Source organism: Streptomyces asoensis, from assembly GCF_016860545.1.
In the GTDB taxonomy this organism is placed as follows: Bacteria; Actinomycetota; Actinomycetes; order Streptomycetales; family Streptomycetaceae; genus Streptomyces; species Streptomyces asoensis.
In genome coordinates this window covers 2,261,489-2,280,187 of the sequence record NZ_BNEB01000005.1, presented here as the reverse complement: position 1 = coordinate 2,280,187, position 18,699 = coordinate 2,261,489, and the positions used below count along the sequence as shown (strand labels likewise).

Below are 18,699 nucleotides of genomic sequence, written 5' to 3'. Positions count from 1 at the left end.
ATGCCTGAACGCCGTACCGTCGCACTCGTCACTCTTGGCTGCGCCCGCAACGAGGTGGACTCGGAGGAGCTCGCAGGCCGTTTGGAGGCGGACGGCTGGCACCTCGTGGAGGACGCCGAGGACGCGGACGTCGCCGTCGTCAACACCTGCGGCTTCGTCGACGCCGCCAAGAAGGACTCCGTCGACGCCCTGCTGGAGGCCAATGACCTCAAGGGTCACGGCAGAACCCAGGCCGTCGTCGCGGTGGGCTGCATGGCCGAGCGGTACGGCAAGGAACTCGCCGACGCCCTGCCCGAGGCCGACGGCGTGCTCGGCTTCGACGACTACGCCGACATCTCCGACCGCCTCCAGACCATCCTGAACGGCGGCATCCACGCCTCCCACACCCCCCGCGACCGGCGCAAACTGCTGCCGATCAGCCCGGCGGAGCGGCAGTCCGCGTCCGACGTGGCGCTGCCCGGGCACGGGGCGCCCACGGACCTGCCGGAGGGCCTCGCCCCGCAGTCCGGCCCCCGCGCGCCCCTGCGCCGCCGTCTCGACGGCGCCCCGGTCGCCTCGGTGAAGCTCGCCTCCGGCTGCGACCGGCGCTGCTCCTTCTGCGCCATCCCGTCCTTCCGCGGCTCCTTCATCTCGCGCCGCCCCAGCGACGTGCTGAACGAGACGCGGTGGCTCGCCGAGCAGGGTGTGAAGGAGGTCATGCTGGTCTCCGAGAACAACACCTCCTACGGCAAGGACCTCGGCGACATCCGTCTGCTGGAGTCGCTGCTGCCCGAGCTGGCCGAGGTCGACGGAATCGAGCGGGTGCGGGTCAGCTACCTCCAGCCCGCCGAGATGCGTCCCGGCCTGATCGACGTGCTGACCTCGACGCCGAAGATCGCGCCCTACTTCGACCTCTCCTTCCAGCACTCCGCGCCCGGTGTGCTGCGCGCGATGCGCCGCTTCGGTGACACCGACCGCTTCCTGGAGCTGCTCGACACCATCCGGAGCAAGGCGCCCCAGGCGGGCGTGCGCTCCAACTTCATCGTGGGCTTCCCCGGCGAGTCCGAGGCCGACCTGGCCGAGCTCGAGCGCTTCCTGAACGGCGCGCGGCTGGACGCGATCGGCGTCTTCGGCTACTCCGACGAGGACGGCACCGAGGCCGCGACGTACGACGGCAAGCTCGACACGGACGTCGTGGCCGAGCGGCTCGCCAGGGTCTCCAGGCTCGCCGAGGAACTCGTCTCGCAGCGGGCCGAGGAGCGCGTCGGCGAGACCGTGCACGTCCTGGTGGAGTCCGTTGACGAGGATGGTGTGCACGGCCGCGGCGAGCACCAGGCGCCCGAGACGGACGGCCAGGTGCTGCTCACGGCGGGCGAAAACTTGAGCGTCGGTCGTATGGTCGAGGCGAAGGTGGTCGGCACGGAAGGTGTCGACCTGGTCGCCGAGCCTCTGCCGGGCTCGGTCGGGTGTAGCGAGGAGGCGGGCAGATGACGGGTGTTCCGGCATCGGCTGCGGGCGGCTCCTCGCAGGCCTCACCGGTTTCGCAGGCCTCACCGGACCCCCGGGCTCCGCAGCACGCGCAGCCGTCGCCCCACGCGCAGGCCCCGACCCCGGTGCCGCTCGCGGGAACGGCCGCCACCGGACCGCAGACGGACCCGGAGACCGACGCCGGCCCCGAGGGTGCCGGCAGGCCGCCGCGGGGCGCGAAGCTGGCGGCCGCCGCCGTCAACCAGGCGAGCGTGTGGAACATCGCCAATCTGCTCACCATGCTCCGGCTGATCCTCGTGCCGGGATTCGTCGCGCTGATGCTGGCCGACGGCGGCTACGACCCCGCCTGGCGCGCCTTCGCCTGGGCGGCCTTCGCGATCGCCATGATCACCGACCTGTTCGACGGGCACCTCGCGCGGACGTACGACCTCGTCACCGACTTCGGGAAGATCGCCGACCCCATCGCCGACAAGGCGATCATGGGAGCGGCGCTGATCTGTCTCTCCTCGCTCGACGATCTGCCCTGGTGGGTGACGATCGTGATCCTCGGCCGGGAGCTCGGGATCACGCTCCTGCGCTTCGTGGTCATCCGCTACGGCGTCATCCCGGCGAGCCGGGGCGGCAAGCTCAAGACGCTCGTCCAGGGCGTCGCCGTCGGCATGTACGTCCTGCCGCTGACGGGGTGGCTGGCCACCCTGCGCTGGTGGGTGATGGCCGCGGCGGTCGTCCTGACCGTGATCACGGGACTCGACTACGTGCGGCAGGCCGTCGTGCTGCGCAGGCAGGGCATCGCCGAGCGCCGGGCCGCGTCCCGGGAGACGCCGGCGTGACCTCCCCGGCCACCGACGTGGTGCGACTACTCACGGTGAACGGCGAGACGCTCGCGGTCGCCGAGTCGCTGACCGGTGGCCTGGTCGCGGCGGAGATCACGGCGGTCCCCGGGGCGTCCAAGGTCTTCCGCGGCTCCGTCACCGCCTACGCCACCGAACTCAAACACGAACTGCTCGGTGTCGACGCCGGCCTGCTGGCCGCGCGCGGCGCCGTGGACGCGCAGGTCGCGGCCCAGATGGCCGCCGGAGCACGCAGGGCACTGGGTGCCGACTGGGGCGTCGCGACCACCGGCGTCGCCGGACCCGACCCGCAGGACGGGCAGCCCGTGGGCACCGTCTTCGTGGCGGTCGAGGGGCCGTCCGGAGCCGGTCGGGGTTCCGCCCCTCGCGGAAAAGTGGGGGCCCTGCGGTTGAACGGCGACCGGGCGGAAATTCGTAGAGAGAGTGTACGGAGCGTACTCGCACTGCTCCTGACAGAGTTGGTGGGCGAACAGACCGGGAATGAGCGGGCACAGGATACGGAACAGAACGGGGGGTTTTGATGTTTGCAGCCCTGAGTGAACACGACATCGCTCCCCGCACGGCCGCAGCGCAAGGCGGTACGGTGGGGCGTGAAGGATGCGGCTACGCGGTCCGAGGAGGGAGCCACCGATGATCCTGCTCCGTCGCCTGCTGGGTGACGTGCTGCGTCGGCAGCGCCAGCGCCAGGGCCGTACTCTGCGCGAAGTCTCCTCGTCCGCCCGAGTCTCACTCGGCTATCTCTCCGAGGTGGAGCGGGGGCAGAAGGAGGCCTCCTCCGAGCTGCTCTCCGCCATCTGCGACGCGCTGGACGTACGGATGTCCGAGCTCATGCGGGAAGTGAGCGACGAGCTCGCCCTCGCAGAGCTGGCCCAGTCTGCAGCGGCCACCCCAAGCGAGCCTGTCCCTGCGTCGGTCCGTCCGATGCTGGGTTCCGTGTCGGTGACCGGAGTGCCACCGGAGCGGGTGACCATCAAGGCGCCCGCCGAGGCGGTGGACGTGGTCGCCGCGTAGTGCGCGGGCGCGGGCGTCGGGCGCATCTGCGCGCGTGACCGTCCGGGCGTGCGACGCGACACAGGCACGCAGGCATGTGTGAGGCCCCGGCCGGGGTTTCTCCGGGAGGACCCGGAGAGGGTGCGGTCGGGGTTTTTCGCGTGCTGCCTGCGTTTGCCGGTGCCGGGCGGTGAGGTCATCGTGGAGGGGCACCACGGGGGCCGATCACCGGAGGTACGGATGTACGTCGTGAAAAGTCCCCTGTCCGACGCCGATCTGAAGACGGTCTCGCAGGCGTTGCAGGGCGCCCTCGTCGATCTGGTCGACCTCGCGCTCGTCGCCAAACAGGTCCACTGGAATGTCGTCGGGCCCCGCTTCCGGTCCGTCCACCTCCAGCTCGACGAGGTCGTGGACGTGGCCCGCGCGCACTCCGACACCGTGGCGGAGCGCGCCTCGGCACTCGGTGTCTCCCCCGACGGACGTGCCACGACGGTCGCGGCCGGCAGCGGTATCGGGGCGGTGCAGGCGGGCTGGGTCAAGGACACCGACGCCGTGGGGTCCCTGGTCACCGCCCTGGGGGCGGCGATCACCCGGATGCGGGAACGGGTGTCGGCCACGGGGGACGCGGATCCCGTGACCCAGGACATCTTCATCGGCATCACCGCGGACCTGGAGAAGCACCACTGGATGTTCCAGGCGGAGAACGTGTGAGTCGCGGGGGCGGTGCCGGGGGCGGGGTGGGGCGCGGCGTGCGCCGAGGCGCCGGCGCGGGTCCGGGCGGGAGGGGGCGGCTGTGGTGGGACGAATAGCGACGCACGGGGTCGCGCTGGCGCCTGCGGGGCTCGGTCTGGTGCTGGGCGCCCTGTGGTGGTGGGCCGTGGTGAGGCTCGTCATGGCGCCGGGCGCCGGGGCTCTGGAGGGCACGGTCGCCGCCGGGGGCTGGGGACTGAGCCTCCTGCCGGTGCACTGCGTGGCGAAGGCGCGTGCGGCGGGCGTGGTCCGGGACGGGCGCTGGAAGGCCGCGTGGCGGGGCGTGGGGGAGGCCCGTGAGCAACGTGGCGGCGAGGGCGCCGGGGCGGGGTGAGGGTGCCGGGCGGGGTGACGGTGCCGACGGGCGGGGCGTCGAGAGGTGTGAGGGGGGCTGCTGGGCTTGAGGTGCGGCGGGTCTTGTGGGGAGGGCGCGTCGAGGGCTGGGAGAAGGGTGCCGGGGGCCGGGACGAGGGGCGCTGGGGACCGGGACGAATGGTGCTGGACACCTGGGGGTGGGGCGGTGGAGGGGCGTGATCACCAGGGCATGGCGACGCCGCCGTTCGGGCGGAGGATCTGGCCCGTCGTGAACGCCGACGCGTCCGAGGCCAGATGGAGCACGGCGTGCGCGATGTCCTCGGCCTCACCGACCCGGCCGAGCGGCGACATGCGCGCCATCCGCGCCTCGGTGTGCGCCTGCGCCTCCTCGTCGTGACGGTCGGTCATCGGCGTGCGGATCCATCCCGGGGCGACGGCGTTGACGCGGATGCCGTGCCGTCCGACCTCCGTCGCGAGCGTCTTCGTCAGCTGGACCACGGCGGCCTTCGCGGCGCCGTAGCAGAGCAGGCCGGGGCCGCCGGTGTCCACGGCGCCCGAGGCCATGGTGACGATGCTGCCGCCGGTCCCGCGGGCCAGCATCAGGCGGGCCGCCTCCTGGCAGGCGTACAGCACACCCTTGAAGTTGACGGCCAGGACCCGGTCGAGGTCTTCGTCCCTGGTCTCCAGGACCGGGCTGCTGTGCATGATCCCGGCGACGGCCGCCATGACGTCCAGCCGGCCGCAGGACTCGACCGCCCGGCGGACCTGGGCGCGGTCGGTGACGTCCAGGTGGTGGGTGCGTGCCGTGCCGCCCCCGTCCTTGATCAGCGTCACCGTCTCGTGCAGACCCTGCGCGTCGCGGTCCGCGCCGTGTACGGTCGCGCCCGCCTCGGCGAGCAGGACGGCGCAGGCGCGGCCGATTCCGCTCGCGGCGCCGGTGACGAACGCGGTGCGTCCGGTGAGGTCGTACGCCTTCACGGCCATGCAAGCGACGGTACGAGGCTTTCTGACGGTCCGTCAATTGTGCTGCTGTGGATGGGAGGAGGCAGTGGGTGGGGGAGGTCGCGGGTGGGAGATGGGGGCGACGGTGCGCGTACGGGCCGCGGGGCGCGTGGGGAGGCGGGGCGGGGGCGGTCGGTGGTGCGGGGGCGGTGGGTGGTGCGGGTGTCAGGGGAGGGTGCGTGGATGGAGGCGGCGCGTCGGTGGGGAGCCCGGGGCCGGGGCCGGTCCGGTCTGGCAGGTGGGGCACCAGTAGGTCGGGCGCTCGCGTGAGCCGTCGCCCTGGTCGGCGAGCCGGATGCGTGTGCCGCAGCGCAGACAGGGGCGGCGCGCACGGCCGTAGACGAACAGGTCCTGGCCGCGGCGGCCCGTGGTGTTGCGGTTCGGCCGCTCGCGGTTGGCCTCCAGGAGCTTCTTCGCGAGGGCGGGCAGCTTCGCGGCACGGTCGGCGGGGAGCACACCGACCGGGAGCCACGGGGTGACGCCCAGCAGGAAGCAGAGCTCGCACTTGTAGACATTGCCGATGCCGGCCAGGTTGCGCTGGTCGAGGAGGGCCTCGCCGAGGGCGCGGTCCGGGTCAGTGAGGAGGTTGGCGAGCGCCTGTTCCGGATCCCAGTCGGGGCCCAGCAGGTCGGGTCCGAGATGGCCCACGGCTTGTTCCTCGTCGGCGGTGCGCAGCAGTTCGAGGACGGGGAGGCGGTAGCCGACGGCGGTGCGGTCGTGGGTGCCGAGGATCGCCCGGATCTGGTGGGCGGGGCCGCCGGTCCAGCGCTGGTCGTTCGTGAACACCTTCCAGGAGCCGTCCATGCGCAGGTGGGAGTGGAGCGTCAGGCCGCCCCCGACGCGGGTGAGGAGGTGTTTGCCGCGCGCGGTGACGTCCAGGACGGCACGGCCGGTGAGGTCCGCGGTGGCGAACTTCGGCACCCGCAGGTCGGAGCGGGTCAGCACCTTGCCCGCGAGGGCTTCGTGCAGTCGCCTCGCGGCCTGGAGGACCGTGTCACCTTCGGGCACGGCTCAAGCGTGACACGGGAGCGGCGCCGGCCGGGGTGCGGTGCTCACGCTCATGCGCGCAGTCGCAGGCCCCGCGGGGTCGCGATGAATCCCGCTCCTTCCAGGAGGGTGCCGATGGGGGAGGTGAGGGCCGAGGCGCCGTTGACGCGCTCGACCGTGATCGTGCCGAGCGAACCCGCGCGCGCGGCCTCCGCGAGGGCCTCGGCGGCGGCGTGCAGGCGCGGGTCGTCGCCCGGGGTGTCCTCGGTGTCCGGGCCGGAGGGCCAGGCGAGCAGCGTCTTGCCGCCGCGCTCCATGTAGAGCGTCAGCTCGCCGTCCACCAGCACCACCAGGGAGCCGGCCTTGCGACCGGGTTTGTGCCCGGCGCCGGTCGGGGGCTCGGGCCAGCCCAGTGCGGCGCCGTAGGCGTTCGCCGGGTCGGCGGCGGCGAGGACGACGGCGCGGGAGGCGGGGGACGGGGCGCCGTAAGGGTTGCGGTTGGGTGCGCCCCGGGAGGTGTGCCGGCGGGGCGCACCCGCGCCGTTCGGGCCGCCCCCGCCGTTCGGGAAGCCGCCCCCTCCCCGGGGACCGCCGGCGGCCGGGGAGGCGAAGTCCAGGGGTGACACGTACTCGTCCCGAGAGGCGGGGACCGCCGGGGTGCCGAAGGGGGAGGCCGGGCGGCCGTCCGGGCCCGGTACGTCCCAGGCGTCGTCGGCCGGGAACCCGCCGGAGAAGTCGTAGCCGTCCGAGGGGTCCGCCGGCTGCTGCGGGCCGGGCAGCGGCTCCTCGCGGTCGCGGGCGTTGGCCACGGCCCGCAGTCGGTCCACCGCGCCGTCCATGGCGAACTGCGCCGCGCCGAGGCCTTCGACGACGTAGCCGCGACGGGCCTGGCCGCTCTCCTCGAAGACGGACAGGATCCGGTAGGTCGCCGAGAAGCCGCCTTCGACGCCCTCGGCGGCGACCGCGCCCCGGGTCACCACGCCGTGCCGGTCGAGGAGAGTGCGGGCCAGGGCGTGCGCGCGGACCGTGGGATCGGGTTCCAGGACCGGCAGGAGGGACCAGCGTCCGGCGGCGGTGGGCGGTCCGCTGCGGGAGACGGGCCGGGCGGCGCCCGTCAGCGAGCCGTAGCGCCCGCGCGGGACCGAGCGTTTGGCGCGATGAGCGGTCGAACCGGCCGTGCGGCCCGAGCCCAGCAGGGCGCGAAGAGGAGTGAGTGTGTCGTTGGTGAGCCGCCCGGACCAGGCGAGGTCCCAGACGGTGTCGGCGAGCTGCGGGTCGGTGGCCTCGGGGTGCGTCGTGGCACGGACCTGATCGGCGATCTGGCGGAAGAACAGCCCGTAGCCCCCGGAGAGGGCGTCCAGCACCGACTGGTGCAGGGCCGTCAGCTCCAGGGGATGGGGAGGCGGCAGGAGCAGCGGCGCCGCGTCCGCCAGGTAGAGCGAGATCCAGCCGTCCTTGCCGGGCAGGGCACCCGCCCCCGCCCAGACGACCTCTCCGGCCGCGGTGAGTTCGTCGAGCATGGCCGGGGTGTAGTCCCGCACGCGGGAGGGCAGGACGAGCTTCTCCAGGGCGGAGGCGGGCACCGACGCGCCCTGGAGCTGTTCGAGGGCGCGCACCAGCCCGTCGGTGCCGCGCAGAGCATGGCCCCGGCCGATGTGCTGCCACTGGGGGAGGAACTGGGCCAGCGCGGGCGGCGAGACCGGTTCCAGTTCGTGGCGCAGGGCGGCCAGGGACCGGCGGCGCAGTCGGCGCAGCACCGTCGCGTCGCACCACTCCTGACCGATGCCGGCCGGGTGGAACTCGCCCTGGACGACGCGCCCTGCGGCCGCGAGCCGCTGGAGCGCGCCCTCGGTCACCGCGACACCGAGGCCGAAGCGGGCGGCCGCGCCTGCGGAGGTGAACGGGCCGTGGGTGCGGGCATGACGTGCGAGGAGGTCGCCGAGCGGATCCTTGACCGGCTCGGTGAAGGCCTCCGGCACGCCCACCGGCAGCGCGGTGCCCAGCGCGTCGCGCAGCCGGCCCGCGTCCTCGATGGCCGCCCAGTGCGCGGCGCCGGCGATACGCACCTCGATGGCACGGCGGGCGGCGCCCAGCTCCCGCGCCCACTGCGGTTCGGCGCCCCGCTCGGCCAGCTCCGCCTCGGTGAGCGGACCGAGCAGGCGCAGCAGGTCCGCCACACCCTCGGGGTCCTTCACCCGGCGGTCCTCGGTGAGCCACCGGAGCTCCCGTTCCAGTTCCGTGAGGACCTCGGCGTCGAGCAGTTCGCGCAGCTCCGCCTGGCCGAGCAGCTCGGCCAGCAGGCGTGAGTCCAGCGAGAGCGCGGCGGCGCGCCGCTCGGCGAGCGGGGAGTCGCCCTCGTAGAGGAACTGGGCGACGTAGCCGAAGAGGAGGGAGCGGGCGAAGGGGGACGGCTCCGGCGTGGTGACCTCGACCAGGCGCACCTTGCGGGACTCCAGGTCGCCCATCAGCTCCACGAGTCCGGGAACGTCGAAGACGTCCTGGAGACACTCGCGGACCGCTTCCAGGACGATCGGGAACGAGCCGAACTCGCTCGCCACCTGGAGCAGTTGCGCGGCGCGCTGACGCTGCTGCCACAGCGGGGTGCGCTTGCCGGGGTTGCGGCGCGGCAGCAGCAGCGCGCGGGCGGCGCACTCGCGGAAGCGGGCCGCGAACAGGGCCGAACCGCCGACCTGGTCGGTGACCACCTGGTCGACCTCGCCCTTGTCGAAGACGACGTCGGCCGCGCCCACCGGTGCCTGCTCCGCGTCGTACTCCGTGCCCGCCCTCGACGGTTCCCGGTCCAGGAGGTCCAGGCTCATGAGGTCGGCGTCCGGCAGACGCAGCACGATGCCGTCGTCGGCGTGCATGACCTGGGCGTCCATGCCGTAGCGCTCGGAGAGCTTGGCACCCAGGGCGAGTGCCCACGGGGCGTGCACCTGTGCGCCGAAGGGGGAGTGCACGACGACCCGCCAGTCACCCAGCTCGTCCCGGAAGCGCTCCACGACGATCGTGCGGTCGTCCGGGATGTGGCCGCAGGCCTGGCGCTGTTCGTCCAGGTAGGAGAGCACGTTGTCGGCCGCCCAGGCGTCCAGGCCCGCGGTGAGCAGCCGGAGCCGGGCGTCGTCCTTGGGCAGGGAGCCGACCTCGCGCAGGAACGCGCCCACCGCCCGCCCCAGTTCCAGCGGACGGCCCAGCTGGTCGCCCTTCCAGAAGGGCAGCCGGCCCGGGACACCGGGAGCGGGCGAGACCAGGACGCGGTCGCGGGTGATGTCCTCGATGCGCCACGAACTGGTGCCGAGGGTGAAGACGTCCCCCACACGGGACTCGTAGACCATCTCCTCGTCGAGTTCGCCGACCCGGCCGCCGCCCTTCTTGGGGTCGGACCCCGCGAGGAAGACGCCGAACAGGCCGCGGTCCGGGATCGTGCCGCCGGAGGTGACGGCCAGGCGCTGGGCCCCGGGACGGCCGGTGACGGTACCGGTCACGCGGTCCCACACCACGCGTGGCCGCAGCTCGGCGAAGGCGTCGGACGGATAGCGGCCGGCCAGCATGTCCAGGACGGCGGTGAACGCGGACTCCGGGAGCGACGCGAACGGGGCGGCGCGGCGGACCGTGGTCAGCAGGTCGTCCACCTGCCAGGTGTCGAGCGCGGTCATGGCGACGAGCTGCTGCGCCAGGACGTCCAGGGGATTGGCGGGGACCTTCAGGGACTCGATCGAGCCCGTACGCATCCGCTCGGTGACCACCGCCGCCTGGACGAGGTCGCCGCGGTACTTCGGGAACACCACGCCCGTGGACACGGCGCCCACCTGGTGTCCCGCCCGGCCGACGCGCTGGAGGCCGGAGGCGACCGAGGGCGGGGACTCCACCTGGACGACGAGGTCCACGGCCCCCATGTCGATGCCGAGTTCGAGGCTGGAGGTCGCCACGACGGCGGGCAGCCGGCCGGCCTTGAGGTCCTCCTCGACGAGCGCCCGCTGCTCCTTGGACACGGAGCCGTGGTGGGCACGCGCGATCACGTGCGGTGCGCCCTGGGACGCGCCCGAGCCGCCCATGAGTTCGGCGGGCGAGTGGTGCTCGTCCAACGGCTCGCCGGTGGCCCGCTCGTAAGCGATCTCGTTCAGCCGGTTGCACAGCCGCTCGGCGAGCCGACGGGAGTTGGCGAACACGATCGTGGAGCGGTGGGACTGGACGAGGTCGGTGATCCGCTCCTCCACATGCGGCCAGATCGACGGGCGCTCCGCCCCCTCGGAGCCCTCGGCCACCGGGGAACCGCCCAGCTCGCCCAGGTCCTCCACGGGGACGACGACCGAGAGGTCGAACTCCTTGCCGGACGCAGGCTGGACGATCTCCACCTTGCGGTGCGGGGAGAGGTAGCGCGCCACCTCGTCGACCGGGCGGACCGTGGCCGAGAGGCCGATGCGGCGGGCCGGCTTCGGCAGCAGCTCGTCGAGCCGCTCGAGCGAGAGCGCGAGGTGCGCGCCGCGCTTGGTGCCCGCCACCGCGTGCACCTCGTCCAGGATCACCGTCTCGATGCCCGTCAGCGCGTCGCGGGTGGCCGACGTCAGCATCAGGAACAGGGACTCGGGTGTCGTGATCAGGATGTCCGGCGGGCGGGTGGACAGCGCGCGGCGCTCCGCGGGCGGTGTGTCGCCGGAGCGGATGCCGACCTTGACCTCCGGCTCGGGCAGGCCGAGACGCACGGACTCCTGGCGGATGCCGGTCAGGGGGCTGCGCAGGTTGCGCTCCACGTCGACGGCGAGGGCCTTGAGGGGGGAGACGTACAGGACCCGGCAGCGCTTCTTGGGATCGGCGGGCGGGGGTGTCGAGGCGAGCTGGTCCAGGGCGGCGAGGAAGGCGGCCAGCGTCTTTCCCGAACCGGTCGGGGCCACCACCAGCACGTCCGAGCCGGCGCCGATGGCCTGCCACGCGCCCGCCTGGGCCGCGGTGGGCGCGGAGAACGCCCCCGTGAACCAGCCGCGGGTCGCGGGGGAGAAGCCGCCGAGGGCTCGGTGTGCGGAGCTGACCATGCGTCCATCCTGCACCCGGCCACTGACAATCGCCCTGACCTGCGGGGATGTGACGCCGTCCGGGTGGCTGCGCTCAGTGGCCGGCGGAGTGCGGCAGCGCCGTGACGGGTCGCGGAGAATGGGTGGGTGGTGACTTCGGGCTCGGGTGAACTGGCGCGGCACTGGCGGTACGCGGAGCTGTCCGACGTCGACCTGCTGAAGGCCCGGTACGTCCGCAAGACCTTCGTCCGGCACACCCACGAACATTTCGTGATCGCCGCCGTCTCCGAGGGCGTGGAGGTCTTCCACCACAGCGGCGCCGACCAGTACGCGGGGGCGGGGACCCTCGCCCTGGTCAACCCGGACACCCCGCACACCGGACGGGCCGGGGTGCCGGAGGGCTGGCGGTACGGGGCCGTGTACCCGTCGCCCGGCGTGGTGGCCGAGATCGCGGCCGAGACGACGACCCTGCGCGGCACCCCCGGCTTCGTCCTCCCGGTCCTCGACGACCCCTATGCCGTCGGGCTGGTGCATCAGGTGCTCCGCGCCGCCGAGGAGGGCAACGCGCTGGCCGCCGACACCCTGCTGAGGGTGGTCGTGACCCGGCTGCTGCGGCTCAACGGCGGTCCGCTGCCGCAACGCGAGGTGCGGTCGGCCGGAGGGCGGATCGCCGCACGCGCGCGTGCCGTGCTGGAGGAGCGGCTGGCCGATCCGCCGACATTGGAGCAGCTGGCCGGGGAGCTGGGGACGAGTCCGTTCGCGCTGCTGCGGGCCTTCCGGGACGTGTACGGTCTGCCGCCCCACGCCTGGCTGACGGACGCCCGCGTGCGGCGGGCCCGGCACCTGCTGGACGCGGGGACCACGCCCGCGCAGGCGGCCGTCGCGGTGGGGTTCACCGACCAGCCGCACCTCAACCGCCACTTCGCCCGGATCGTCGGGGTCCCTCCGGGGGCGTACCAGCGTGAGCGCAAGAACGTACAAGACGCACCCGGGGGACTGTTCCTACCGTCGTGGGCGTGGCAGAACAGACAGCTCTCACGGACCGACGCACGGACGGCGGGGGACGGCCCGACGCCGCCGTCGTACGGGACGCCCTCGGGGTCGGGATCGCCGTCGGCCTCTCCGGGTTCGCCTTCGGGGTGACCTCGGCGGGCAGCGGACTCTCGGTGTGGCAGACCTGTGCGCTCAGTCTCCTGGTCTTCACCGGCGCGTCCCAGTTCGCGCTGGTCGGAGCGCTGGCGGCGGGCGGCAGCCCGCTGACCGCGGCCGCGGGCGCGTTCTTCCTGGGCGTGCGCAACGCGTTCTACGGCCTGCGTCTGTCCCAGTCGCTGTCGCTCCCGCGCGCGGTGCGCCCGTTCGCGGCCCAGTGGGTGATCGACGAGACGGCCGCGGTCTCGCTCGCCCAGCCCGGGCGGCGTGCCGCCCGCCTGGGCTTCGCCGTCACCGGTCTGACGCTCTACGTGCTGTGGAACCTCACCACGCTGCTGGGCGCGCTGGGTGCCGAGGCCATCGGCGACACGGACGCGTGGGGACTGGACGCGGCCGGGCCCGCGGTCTTCCTGGCGCTGCTCGCGCCCATGCTCAGGACCACGGCCGAGCGGGCCGTCGCCGGGCTCGCCGTGCTCCTGGGGCTCGGCCTGCTGCCCGTGCTGCCCGCCGGGGTGCCCGTCCTGATGGCTGCACTCGCCGCACCGGCCGTCCTGTACGTCGAGGGCCGGCGCAGGAGTCACGCCGAGGGCTTGCGCGGGAGCTGCCGCGACGGACGGAGCGACGGGACACGTCAGAGTGACCGGACACGGCCGGACGACCAGTCCCGGTCGGGCGGCCCGGCTGGGCAGAACGACCGTGCCGGGCGGGCCGGCCGGGTCGACACGGAGGAGGAGCGGCGTTGAACACCTGGATCGCGATCGGCGCGACCGCCGCCGGCTGCTCCCTCGTCAAGCTGGCGGGGCTGCTCGTACCCGCGGGAGTGCTCGAGCGGCCTCTGGTCAGGCGGTTCGCGGCCCTGCTTCCCGTCGCCCTGCTGGCCGCCCTCACCGCCCAGCAGACCTTCGCCGACGGCCACGCGCTCGTGCTGGACGCGAGGGCCGCGGGGCTCACCGCGGCCGCCGTCGCCCTTCTGCTGCGGGCGCCCTTCCTGCTGATCGTCGGCGCCGCCGTGGTGGTCACGGCGGGGGTGCGCGCCCTATGCGGATGACCGCCGAGGAGCCCGGGCGCGGGGTGGGGGCCGGTGACCCGGGACGGGATCAGCCGATGGCGCGGCCGTAGGCCCGCAGGGTGCGCAGGGCCTCGATCGTCACCATGGAGCGCGCTTCGAGGGCGGGTCCCGGCGACCAGTGGCGCCAGCGGACCGGCCAGCCGCCGTCCTCCCGCTGGTCGTCGGCGAGGTGGTCCAGCGCGCGTGCCATCTCGTCGTCGGTGAACCAGGCCCGCGCCAGGGAGTGCGGGGTACGCGCGAAGTCGTACGGGAAGTGGTGCTCACCCGGGGCGTATCCGGGTGCGACCGGGTACGCGTCCAGATCGTCCGGGTCGAGCGCGACGAGCCGTTGCGCGCGCACCAGGCGGCCCAGCCGGTCGGCGGCGGCCTCCGCGCGCGGGCGGTCGGTGGCGGAGTCCAGGAAGGCAACTGCCGCTTCGATCTCGTACGGGTGGGACCGCTCGAGGGTGTCCACCGCCTGCCAGCAGAAGTCCGTGGCCCTGAAGAGCCAGGCATGCCACACGTCGTTGCGGTGCAGCAGACCGACCACCGGCCCGGTGGCCAGGAGTTCGCTGGGCGGGTCGTCGACGATCGGGACGAAGGGGGCCGCCGGATAGCCGCGCTGACTGGGATGGATCGCGGGCAGGGCGCCGTCGCCGGTGGAGACCGACGTCAGATAGCGGCACACCCCCTCCACGCGCCGCCCGCCGAGACGCCCGATCGAGTCCAGCACGCGCAGCGCGCGCACGGTGTGCAGGGGCTGGCTCACGGGACCGCGCAGATCGGGTTCCAGGGCGTGGCCGTATCCGCCGTCCTCGTTGCGGTAGGCGTCGAGCGCGGTCTCGACGGGATCGGCGGCGCCGTGCAGGAAGTCGTGCGCGAAGACGCGCTGCTCCAGCACGCGCGCGGTGAGCCAGACGAAGTGCTCGGCGCGGAAGAGCGGGGAGTGCGCCGGGGGCGTCGGGGGGAGTGGGGATGCTCCGATTTCGGCCATGCGTCAGACCGTAGGGCGGAAAGCGGTCTCGGCAGGCGGCCACGGCGAGGGGCACCCCCGCGCGCGGGATACTGATGTCATGCGGTTGACGGTCTTCTGGCAGCGAATGGACGAGCACTTCGGCACGGGGTACGCCGAGACCTTCGCGCGCGATCACGTGATGGCGGAACTCGGCGGACGCACGGTGCACGAGGCGCTGGCGGCCGGCTGGGAGGCCAAGGACGTGTGGCGCGTGGTGTGCGCGGTGATGAACGTTCCGCAGGAGCTGCGCTGATCCGTCACGAAGATCGCAGGCGCCTGTCCGGCTGTCGGTGCCGTAGGCGAGACTTGGTCCGTGGCACCCACTGACGAGACCGGGCCGACCGTCCGGCACACACCCCCGCCCGGCGCGACACCGCCGCCCACCGGGCCGCCCGCGGCCGAGGGCGGCGCCGGGCAGGGCGCGCGCATGCCGCGCTGGCTTCCGCGCGCCATGGTGCTCGCGCTCGCCCTCGTCGGTGCGTTCCAGCTGGGCACCTGGGCCTTCCACCAGCTCATCGGCCTGCTGCTCAACGTCCTGATCGCGTTCTTCCTGGCCCTCGCCGTGGAGCCGGCGGTCAGCCGGATGGCAGCCCGCGGGATGCGCAGGGGATTCGCCACCTTCCTGGTCTTCTTCGGTCTGCTGATCGTGGTCGCCGGCTTCTTCACGCTGCTCGGCTCGATGCTCGCGGGCCAGATCATCAAGATGATCGAGGGCTTCCCGGAGTATCTGGACTCCGTGATCAACTGGGTCAACACCACCTTCCACACCGATCTGCGGAGGGTGGACATCCAGGAGGGCCTGCTCCACTCCGCCTGGCTGAAGAAGTACGCCCAGAACAGCGCCGCGGGGGTGCTGGACGTCTCCACGCAGGTCCTCGGCGGCCTCTTCCAACTGCTCACCATCGCCCTGTTCTCGTTCTACTTCGCCGCCGACGGACCGCGGCTGCGCCGCGCGCTGTGCTCGGTCCTGCCGCCCGCCAGACAGGCGGAGGTGCTGCGGGCCTGGGAGATCGCCGTCGACAAGACCGGCGGCTACCTCTACTCGCGCGGCCTGATGGCGCTGATCTCCGGAGTCGCGCACTACGTGCTGCTCCAGGCTCTCGGCATCCCGTACGCGCCCGTGCTGGCCGTCTGGGTGGGTGTGGTCTCGCAGTTCGTCCCCACCATCGGCACGTATCTCGCGGGCGCCCTGCCGATGCTGATCGCCTTCACGGTCTCGCCGCTGTACGCGCTGTGGGTGCTCATCTTCGTCGTGGTCTACCAGCAGTTCGAGAACTACATGCTGCAACCCAAGCTCACCTCGAAGACGGTGGACATCCACCCGGCCGTCGCCTTCGGCTCCGTCATCGCCGGCACCGCCCTCCTCGGGGCCGTCGGCGCGCTGATCTCCATCCCGGCGGTCGCGACGCTCCAGGCGTTCCTGGGCGCCTACGTGAAGCGCTACGACGTCACGGACGACCCCCGCGTGCACGGGCACCGGGGCCGCGGCGAAGGACCGGGGCCGTTCACGAGCGCCCGGCGCCTCTGGGAGCGGGCCCGGGACCGGCGCAGGGGACCCCGGGAGGGATCCGGCGGAGAGGGAACCTGAGGCGTCGGCACCACCAGCATCACCGTCCGCGCCCGCCGCGCTCGCCGCACAGGCCTCACCGTCCGCGCCCGCCGCGTCGGCACCAGCGGCACCAGCGGCATCACCGGCATCACCGGGCGGGAGCCGGTCCTCGAGGGCCGCCCGCACGAGCGGTTCCTGATGGCCGCGCGCACGATCAGTACCTGAGGACCGCCCACACGGCGGCCGCCGCGACCGCCACCGCGTAACACCCCGCCGCGGCGGCCACGGTCCGCCACCGCGCACGCTCGCTCCAGGAGGTGCGGGACAGCAGCCAGGCCAGGGCGGGCAGCACCAGGACGGCGTGCAGGCTCACCCCGTGCAGGGGCTTGAGCGAGGCCGTGGAGCGGTAGGCCGCCTCCTGGTGCCCGGTGCGGGTGAGCACCACACCGCGCGCGATCATCGCCGCTCCCGAGGCGAGCCCGACGAGCAGGACGGCGAAACCGGAGCGCACCGCGAGGGCCATCCCGGCCGGGCCCGTCGGAGGGTGCCGGAAGGACGCCACGGCGAACACGGTGAGCAGCACCACGAGAACCCCGCCGCCCACCGCCAGTGTCATGGACACCGCCGTGTCGAAGGGTGTCTCCATGTCCAGGTGCGAGGGAACCCTCCGCCACGCCTGGACGGTGATGCCCGCCACCTCCACCACGCAGTCGACGGCGAAGATCCCGAGCAGCGCGGCGCGCAGCCGGGAACCGATCCGCACGTACGACGTGACCCCGACGACCGCGAGGAGTGTCACCCCGAAGGAGAGTCCGAAGGTCACCGGCTTGCGCCAGGACACCGGTCCGTCCCAGGGGCCGCCGTCGACGGCGAACACCACGAGGTGGACGAGGCCGGAGAGGACCAGCAGGAGGGCCGTCGCGGTGTATAGGCGGTGGGGAAGGGGCGGACGGGGCAGACGGTACCCGGTGTCCCGGACGTGCGGGGGCGCCGGAAGGGGGGCCGGGTGCCGGGTCGGACGCCTCGGTCCGGCGTCGCCGCGGGCAGGTCGGGTCTGCTGCTCGTCCATGCACCGAGCGTCCCGGCTGCGTCGTGCGCCGTCGTCCTGCGGCCGGAGACACCTGCCGTACGCCCTCGGGAGCAGCCGGCAGGGGGCGGGTGACGGGCCGGTGGAGGTGCGGACCGGCGGTGGATCAAGGGGGCCGCGCAGGCGTCGACGCGGCCTCGGAAGGGCTGCGTGGCGCGCTTGACACGAAAATCGAACATCCATTCTTATAGAGACTCCGGTGAGACTCTGGTCGGGTGTTACGTGCCGTTATGGACGGATAGGCACCCGAGTTATCCACAGGCCCGACCGGCGTCGGGGCGCATTGTCAGTGGCAGGCGTTAGCGTCTTTGACGTGAAGCGATCGACTCAAGCAAACCGGGTGGAACCCATGGCAGGAACCGACCGCGAGAAGGCACTGGATGCCGCCCTCGCACAGATTGAACGGCAGTTCGGCAAGGGCGCCGTGATGCGTCTCGGCGAGCGGCCGAACGAGCCCATCGAGGTCATCCCCACCGGGTCGACCGCACTCGACGTCGCCCTCGGGGTCGGCGGACTGCCGCGCGGCCGCGTGGTGGAGGTGTACGGCCCGGAGTCCTCCGGCAAGACGACGCTGACGCTGCACGCCGTGGCGAACGCGCAGAAGGCCGGCGGTCAGGTCGCCTTCGTGGACGCCGAGCACGCGCTCGACCCCGAGTACGCCAAGAAGCTCGGCGTCGACATCGACAACCTGATCCTCTCGCAGCCGGACAACGGCGAGCAGGCCCTCGAGATCGTGGACATGCTGGTCCGCTCCGGAGCCCTCGACCTCATCGTCATCGACTCCGTCGCCGCGCTCGTCCCGCGTGCGGAGATCGAGGGCGAGATGGGCGACAGCCACGTCGGTCTCCAGGCCCGTCTGATGAGCCAGGCGCTGCGGAAGATCACCAGCGCGCTCAACCAGTCCAAGACCACCGCGATCTTCATCAACCAGCTCCGCGAGAAGATCGGCGTGATGTTCGGCTCCCCGGAGACCACGACCGGTGGCCGCGCGCTGAAGTTCTACGCTTCGGTGCGCCTCGACATCCGCCGCATCGAGACCCTGAAGGACGGCACGGACGCGGTCGGCAACCGCACCCGCGTCAAGGTCGTCAAGAACAAGGTCGCGCCGCCCTTCAAGCAGGCCGAGTTCGACATCCTCTACGGCCAGGGCATCAGCCGCGAGGGCGGTCTGATCGACATGGGCGTGGAGAACGGCTTCGTCCGCAAGGCCGGCGCCTGGTACACGTACGAGGGCGACCAGCTGGGACAGGGCAAGGAGAACGCCCGTAACTTCCTGAAGGACAACCCCGACCTCGCCAACGAGATCGAGAAGAAGATCAAGGAGAAGCTGGGCGTCGGCGTGCGTCCGGAGGAGGCCGCCACCGAGCCGGGCACGGCAGCCGCCTCAGCCGCGGGCGCGCCCGCGGACGACGCCGCCAAGGCGGTTCCGGCCTCTGCGGCCAAGACCGCCAAGACCAAGGCCACGGCTGCCAAGAGCTGA

General features: G+C 73.0%; 16 protein-coding genes and 1 pseudogene. 12 read left to right on the top strand and 5 right to left on the bottom strand.

From position 1 onward, the window contains the following. From rimO to Saso_RS32700, 6 genes are all read left to right on the top strand, one after another. A complete protein-coding gene (rimO, locus tag Saso_RS32725; protein ID WP_189927771.1) occupies nt 1-1,470 on the top strand; it encodes a 30S ribosomal protein S12 methylthiotransferase RimO in 1,470 nt (489 codons plus the stop codon). Continuing rightward, nucleotides 1,467-2,297 carry a CDP-diacylglycerol--glycerol-3-phosphate 3-phosphatidyltransferase gene (gene pgsA, locus Saso_RS32720; RefSeq protein ID WP_189927770.1) on the top strand — a complete coding sequence of 277 codons (831 nt, stop codon included), beginning with the start codon at nt 1,467-1,469 and terminating at the stop codon, nt 2,295-2,297. Before rimO ends, pgsA begins: the two co-directional genes overlap by 4 nt. Then, nucleotides 2,294-2,839, top strand: coding sequence for a CinA family protein (locus Saso_RS32715; RefSeq protein ID WP_189927769.1), 546 nt, complete (start codon nt 2,294-2,296; stop codon nt 2,837-2,839). The genes pgsA and Saso_RS32715 overlap by 4 nt, the downstream gene beginning before the upstream one ends. Nucleotides 2,840-2,948: 109 nt before the next feature. Further along, nucleotides 2,949-3,329, top strand: coding sequence for a helix-turn-helix domain-containing protein (locus Saso_RS32710; RefSeq protein ID WP_062650917.1), 381 nt, complete (start codon nt 2,949-2,951; stop codon nt 3,327-3,329). A gap of 219 nt (nt 3,330-3,548) precedes the next feature. Next, the gene (locus tag Saso_RS32705) at nt 3,549-4,019 is read left to right on the top strand and encodes a Dps family protein (protein ID WP_189927768.1); all 471 of its coding nucleotides are present in this window, start codon (nt 3,549-3,551) and stop codon (nt 4,017-4,019) included. An 82-nt stretch (nt 4,020-4,101) separates the two neighbouring features. After that, complete coding sequence (locus Saso_RS32700; RefSeq protein WP_229901562.1) at nt 4,102-4,392, top strand: hypothetical protein; 291 nt, start codon at nt 4,102-4,104, stop codon at nt 4,390-4,392. Nucleotides 4,393-4,592: 200 nt separating this feature from the next. Here the strand turns inward: Saso_RS32700 and Saso_RS32695 are convergent, their stop codons facing one another. The 3 genes from Saso_RS32695 to Saso_RS32685 form a co-directional block, all read right to left on the bottom strand. Beyond that, entirely contained in the window at nt 4,593-5,357 is a 765-nt protein-coding gene (locus tag Saso_RS32695) for an SDR family NAD(P)-dependent oxidoreductase (RefSeq protein ID WP_189927767.1), read from the bottom strand. Nucleotides 5,358-5,540: 183 nt separating this feature from the next. Next, the gene (locus Saso_RS32690; protein WP_189927766.1) at nt 5,541-6,383 is read right to left on the bottom strand and encodes an Fpg/Nei family DNA glycosylase; all 843 of its coding nucleotides are present in this window, start codon (nt 6,381-6,383) and stop codon (nt 5,541-5,543) included. 50 nt (nt 6,384-6,433) lie between these two features. Next, on the bottom strand, nt 6,434-11,392 hold the full coding sequence (locus Saso_RS32685) for an ATP-dependent helicase (RefSeq protein WP_189927765.1): 4,959 nt from the start codon (nt 11,390-11,392) through the stop codon (nt 6,434-6,436). Between the two features lie 126 nt (nt 11,393-11,518). Here Saso_RS32685 and Saso_RS32680 point away from each other — a divergent pair. The 3 genes and pseudogenes from Saso_RS32680 to Saso_RS32670 all read left to right on the top strand — a co-directional run. Beyond that, a pseudogene (locus tag Saso_RS32680) lies at nt 11,519-12,322 on the top strand (AraC family transcriptional regulator); the annotation flags it as partial. A gap of 65 nt (nt 12,323-12,387) precedes the next feature. Beyond that, a complete protein-coding gene (locus tag Saso_RS32675; RefSeq protein WP_229901561.1) occupies nt 12,388-13,263 on the top strand; it encodes an AzlC family ABC transporter permease in 876 nt (291 codons plus the stop codon). Beyond that, the gene (locus Saso_RS32670; protein WP_189927764.1) at nt 13,260-13,568 is read left to right on the top strand and encodes an AzlD domain-containing protein; all 309 of its coding nucleotides are present in this window, start codon (nt 13,260-13,262) and stop codon (nt 13,566-13,568) included. Before Saso_RS32675 ends, Saso_RS32670 begins: the two co-directional genes overlap by 4 nt. A gap of 49 nt (nt 13,569-13,617) precedes the next feature. Here Saso_RS32670 and Saso_RS32665 read toward each other — a convergent pair whose 3' ends face one another. Continuing rightward, nucleotides 13,618-14,562 (bottom strand): hypothetical protein, encoded by a 945-nt coding sequence (locus Saso_RS32665; RefSeq protein WP_189927763.1) that lies wholly within the window; start codon nt 14,560-14,562, stop codon nt 13,618-13,620. Between the two features lie 79 nt (nt 14,563-14,641). Here Saso_RS32665 and Saso_RS32660 point away from each other — a divergent pair, with 79 nt between their 5' ends. After that, on the top strand, nt 14,642-14,836 hold the full coding sequence (locus Saso_RS32660) for a DUF3046 domain-containing protein (protein WP_189927762.1): 195 nt from the start codon (nt 14,642-14,644) through the stop codon (nt 14,834-14,836). 60 nt (nt 14,837-14,896) lie between these two features. Beyond that, on the top strand, nt 14,897-16,171 hold the full coding sequence (locus Saso_RS32655; protein ID WP_189927761.1) for an AI-2E family transporter: 1,275 nt from the start codon (nt 14,897-14,899) through the stop codon (nt 16,169-16,171). 175 nt (nt 16,172-16,346) lie between these two features. Here the strand turns inward: Saso_RS32655 and Saso_RS32650 are convergent, their stop codons facing one another. Beyond that, nucleotides 16,347-17,201 carry a hypothetical protein gene (locus Saso_RS32650; RefSeq protein ID WP_229901560.1) on the bottom strand — a complete coding sequence of 285 codons (855 nt, stop codon included), beginning with the start codon at nt 17,199-17,201 and terminating at the stop codon, nt 16,347-16,349. 367 nt (nt 17,202-17,568) lie between these two features. Between Saso_RS32650 and recA the strand changes: the two genes are divergently transcribed. After that, the gene (gene recA / locus Saso_RS32645) at nt 17,569-18,699 is read left to right on the top strand and encodes a recombinase RecA (RefSeq protein WP_189927760.1); all 1,131 of its coding nucleotides are present in this window, start codon (nt 17,569-17,571) and stop codon (nt 18,697-18,699) included.

Excerpts from the sequence above, each read along its gene's own strand:
- rimO (WP_189927771.1), top strand. The coding sequence starts at position 1 with ATGCCTGAACGCCGTACCGTCGCACTCGTCACTCTTGGCTGCGCCCGC.
- pgsA (WP_189927770.1), top strand. The coding sequence starts at position 1,467 with ATGACGGGTGTTCCGGCATCGGCTGCGGGCGGCTCCTCGCAGGCCTCA.
- Saso_RS32710 (WP_062650917.1), top strand. The coding sequence starts at position 2,949 with ATGATCCTGCTCCGTCGCCTGCTGGGTGACGTGCTGCGTCGGCAGCGC.
- Saso_RS32705 (WP_189927768.1), top strand. The coding sequence starts at position 3,549 with ATGTACGTCGTGAAAAGTCCCCTGTCCGACGCCGATCTGAAGACGGTC.
- Saso_RS32695 (WP_189927767.1), bottom strand. The coding sequence starts at position 5,357 with ATGGCCGTGAAGGCGTACGACCTCACCGGACGCACCGCGTTCGTCACC.
- Saso_RS32685 (WP_189927765.1), bottom strand. The coding sequence starts at position 11,392 with ATGGTCAGCTCCGCACACCGAGCCCTCGGCGGCTTCTCCCCCGCGACC.
- Saso_RS32665 (WP_189927763.1), bottom strand. The coding sequence starts at position 14,562 with ATGGCCGAAATCGGAGCATCCCCACTCCCCCCGACGCCCCCGGCGCAC.
- Saso_RS32660 (WP_189927762.1), top strand. The coding sequence starts at position 14,642 with ATGCGGTTGACGGTCTTCTGGCAGCGAATGGACGAGCACTTCGGCACG.
- Saso_RS32650 (WP_229901560.1), bottom strand. The coding sequence starts at position 17,201 with ATGGACGAGCAGCAGACCCGACCTGCCCGCGGCGACGCCGGACCGAGG.
- recA (WP_189927760.1), top strand. The coding sequence starts at position 17,569 with ATGGCAGGAACCGACCGCGAGAAGGCACTGGATGCCGCCCTCGCACAG.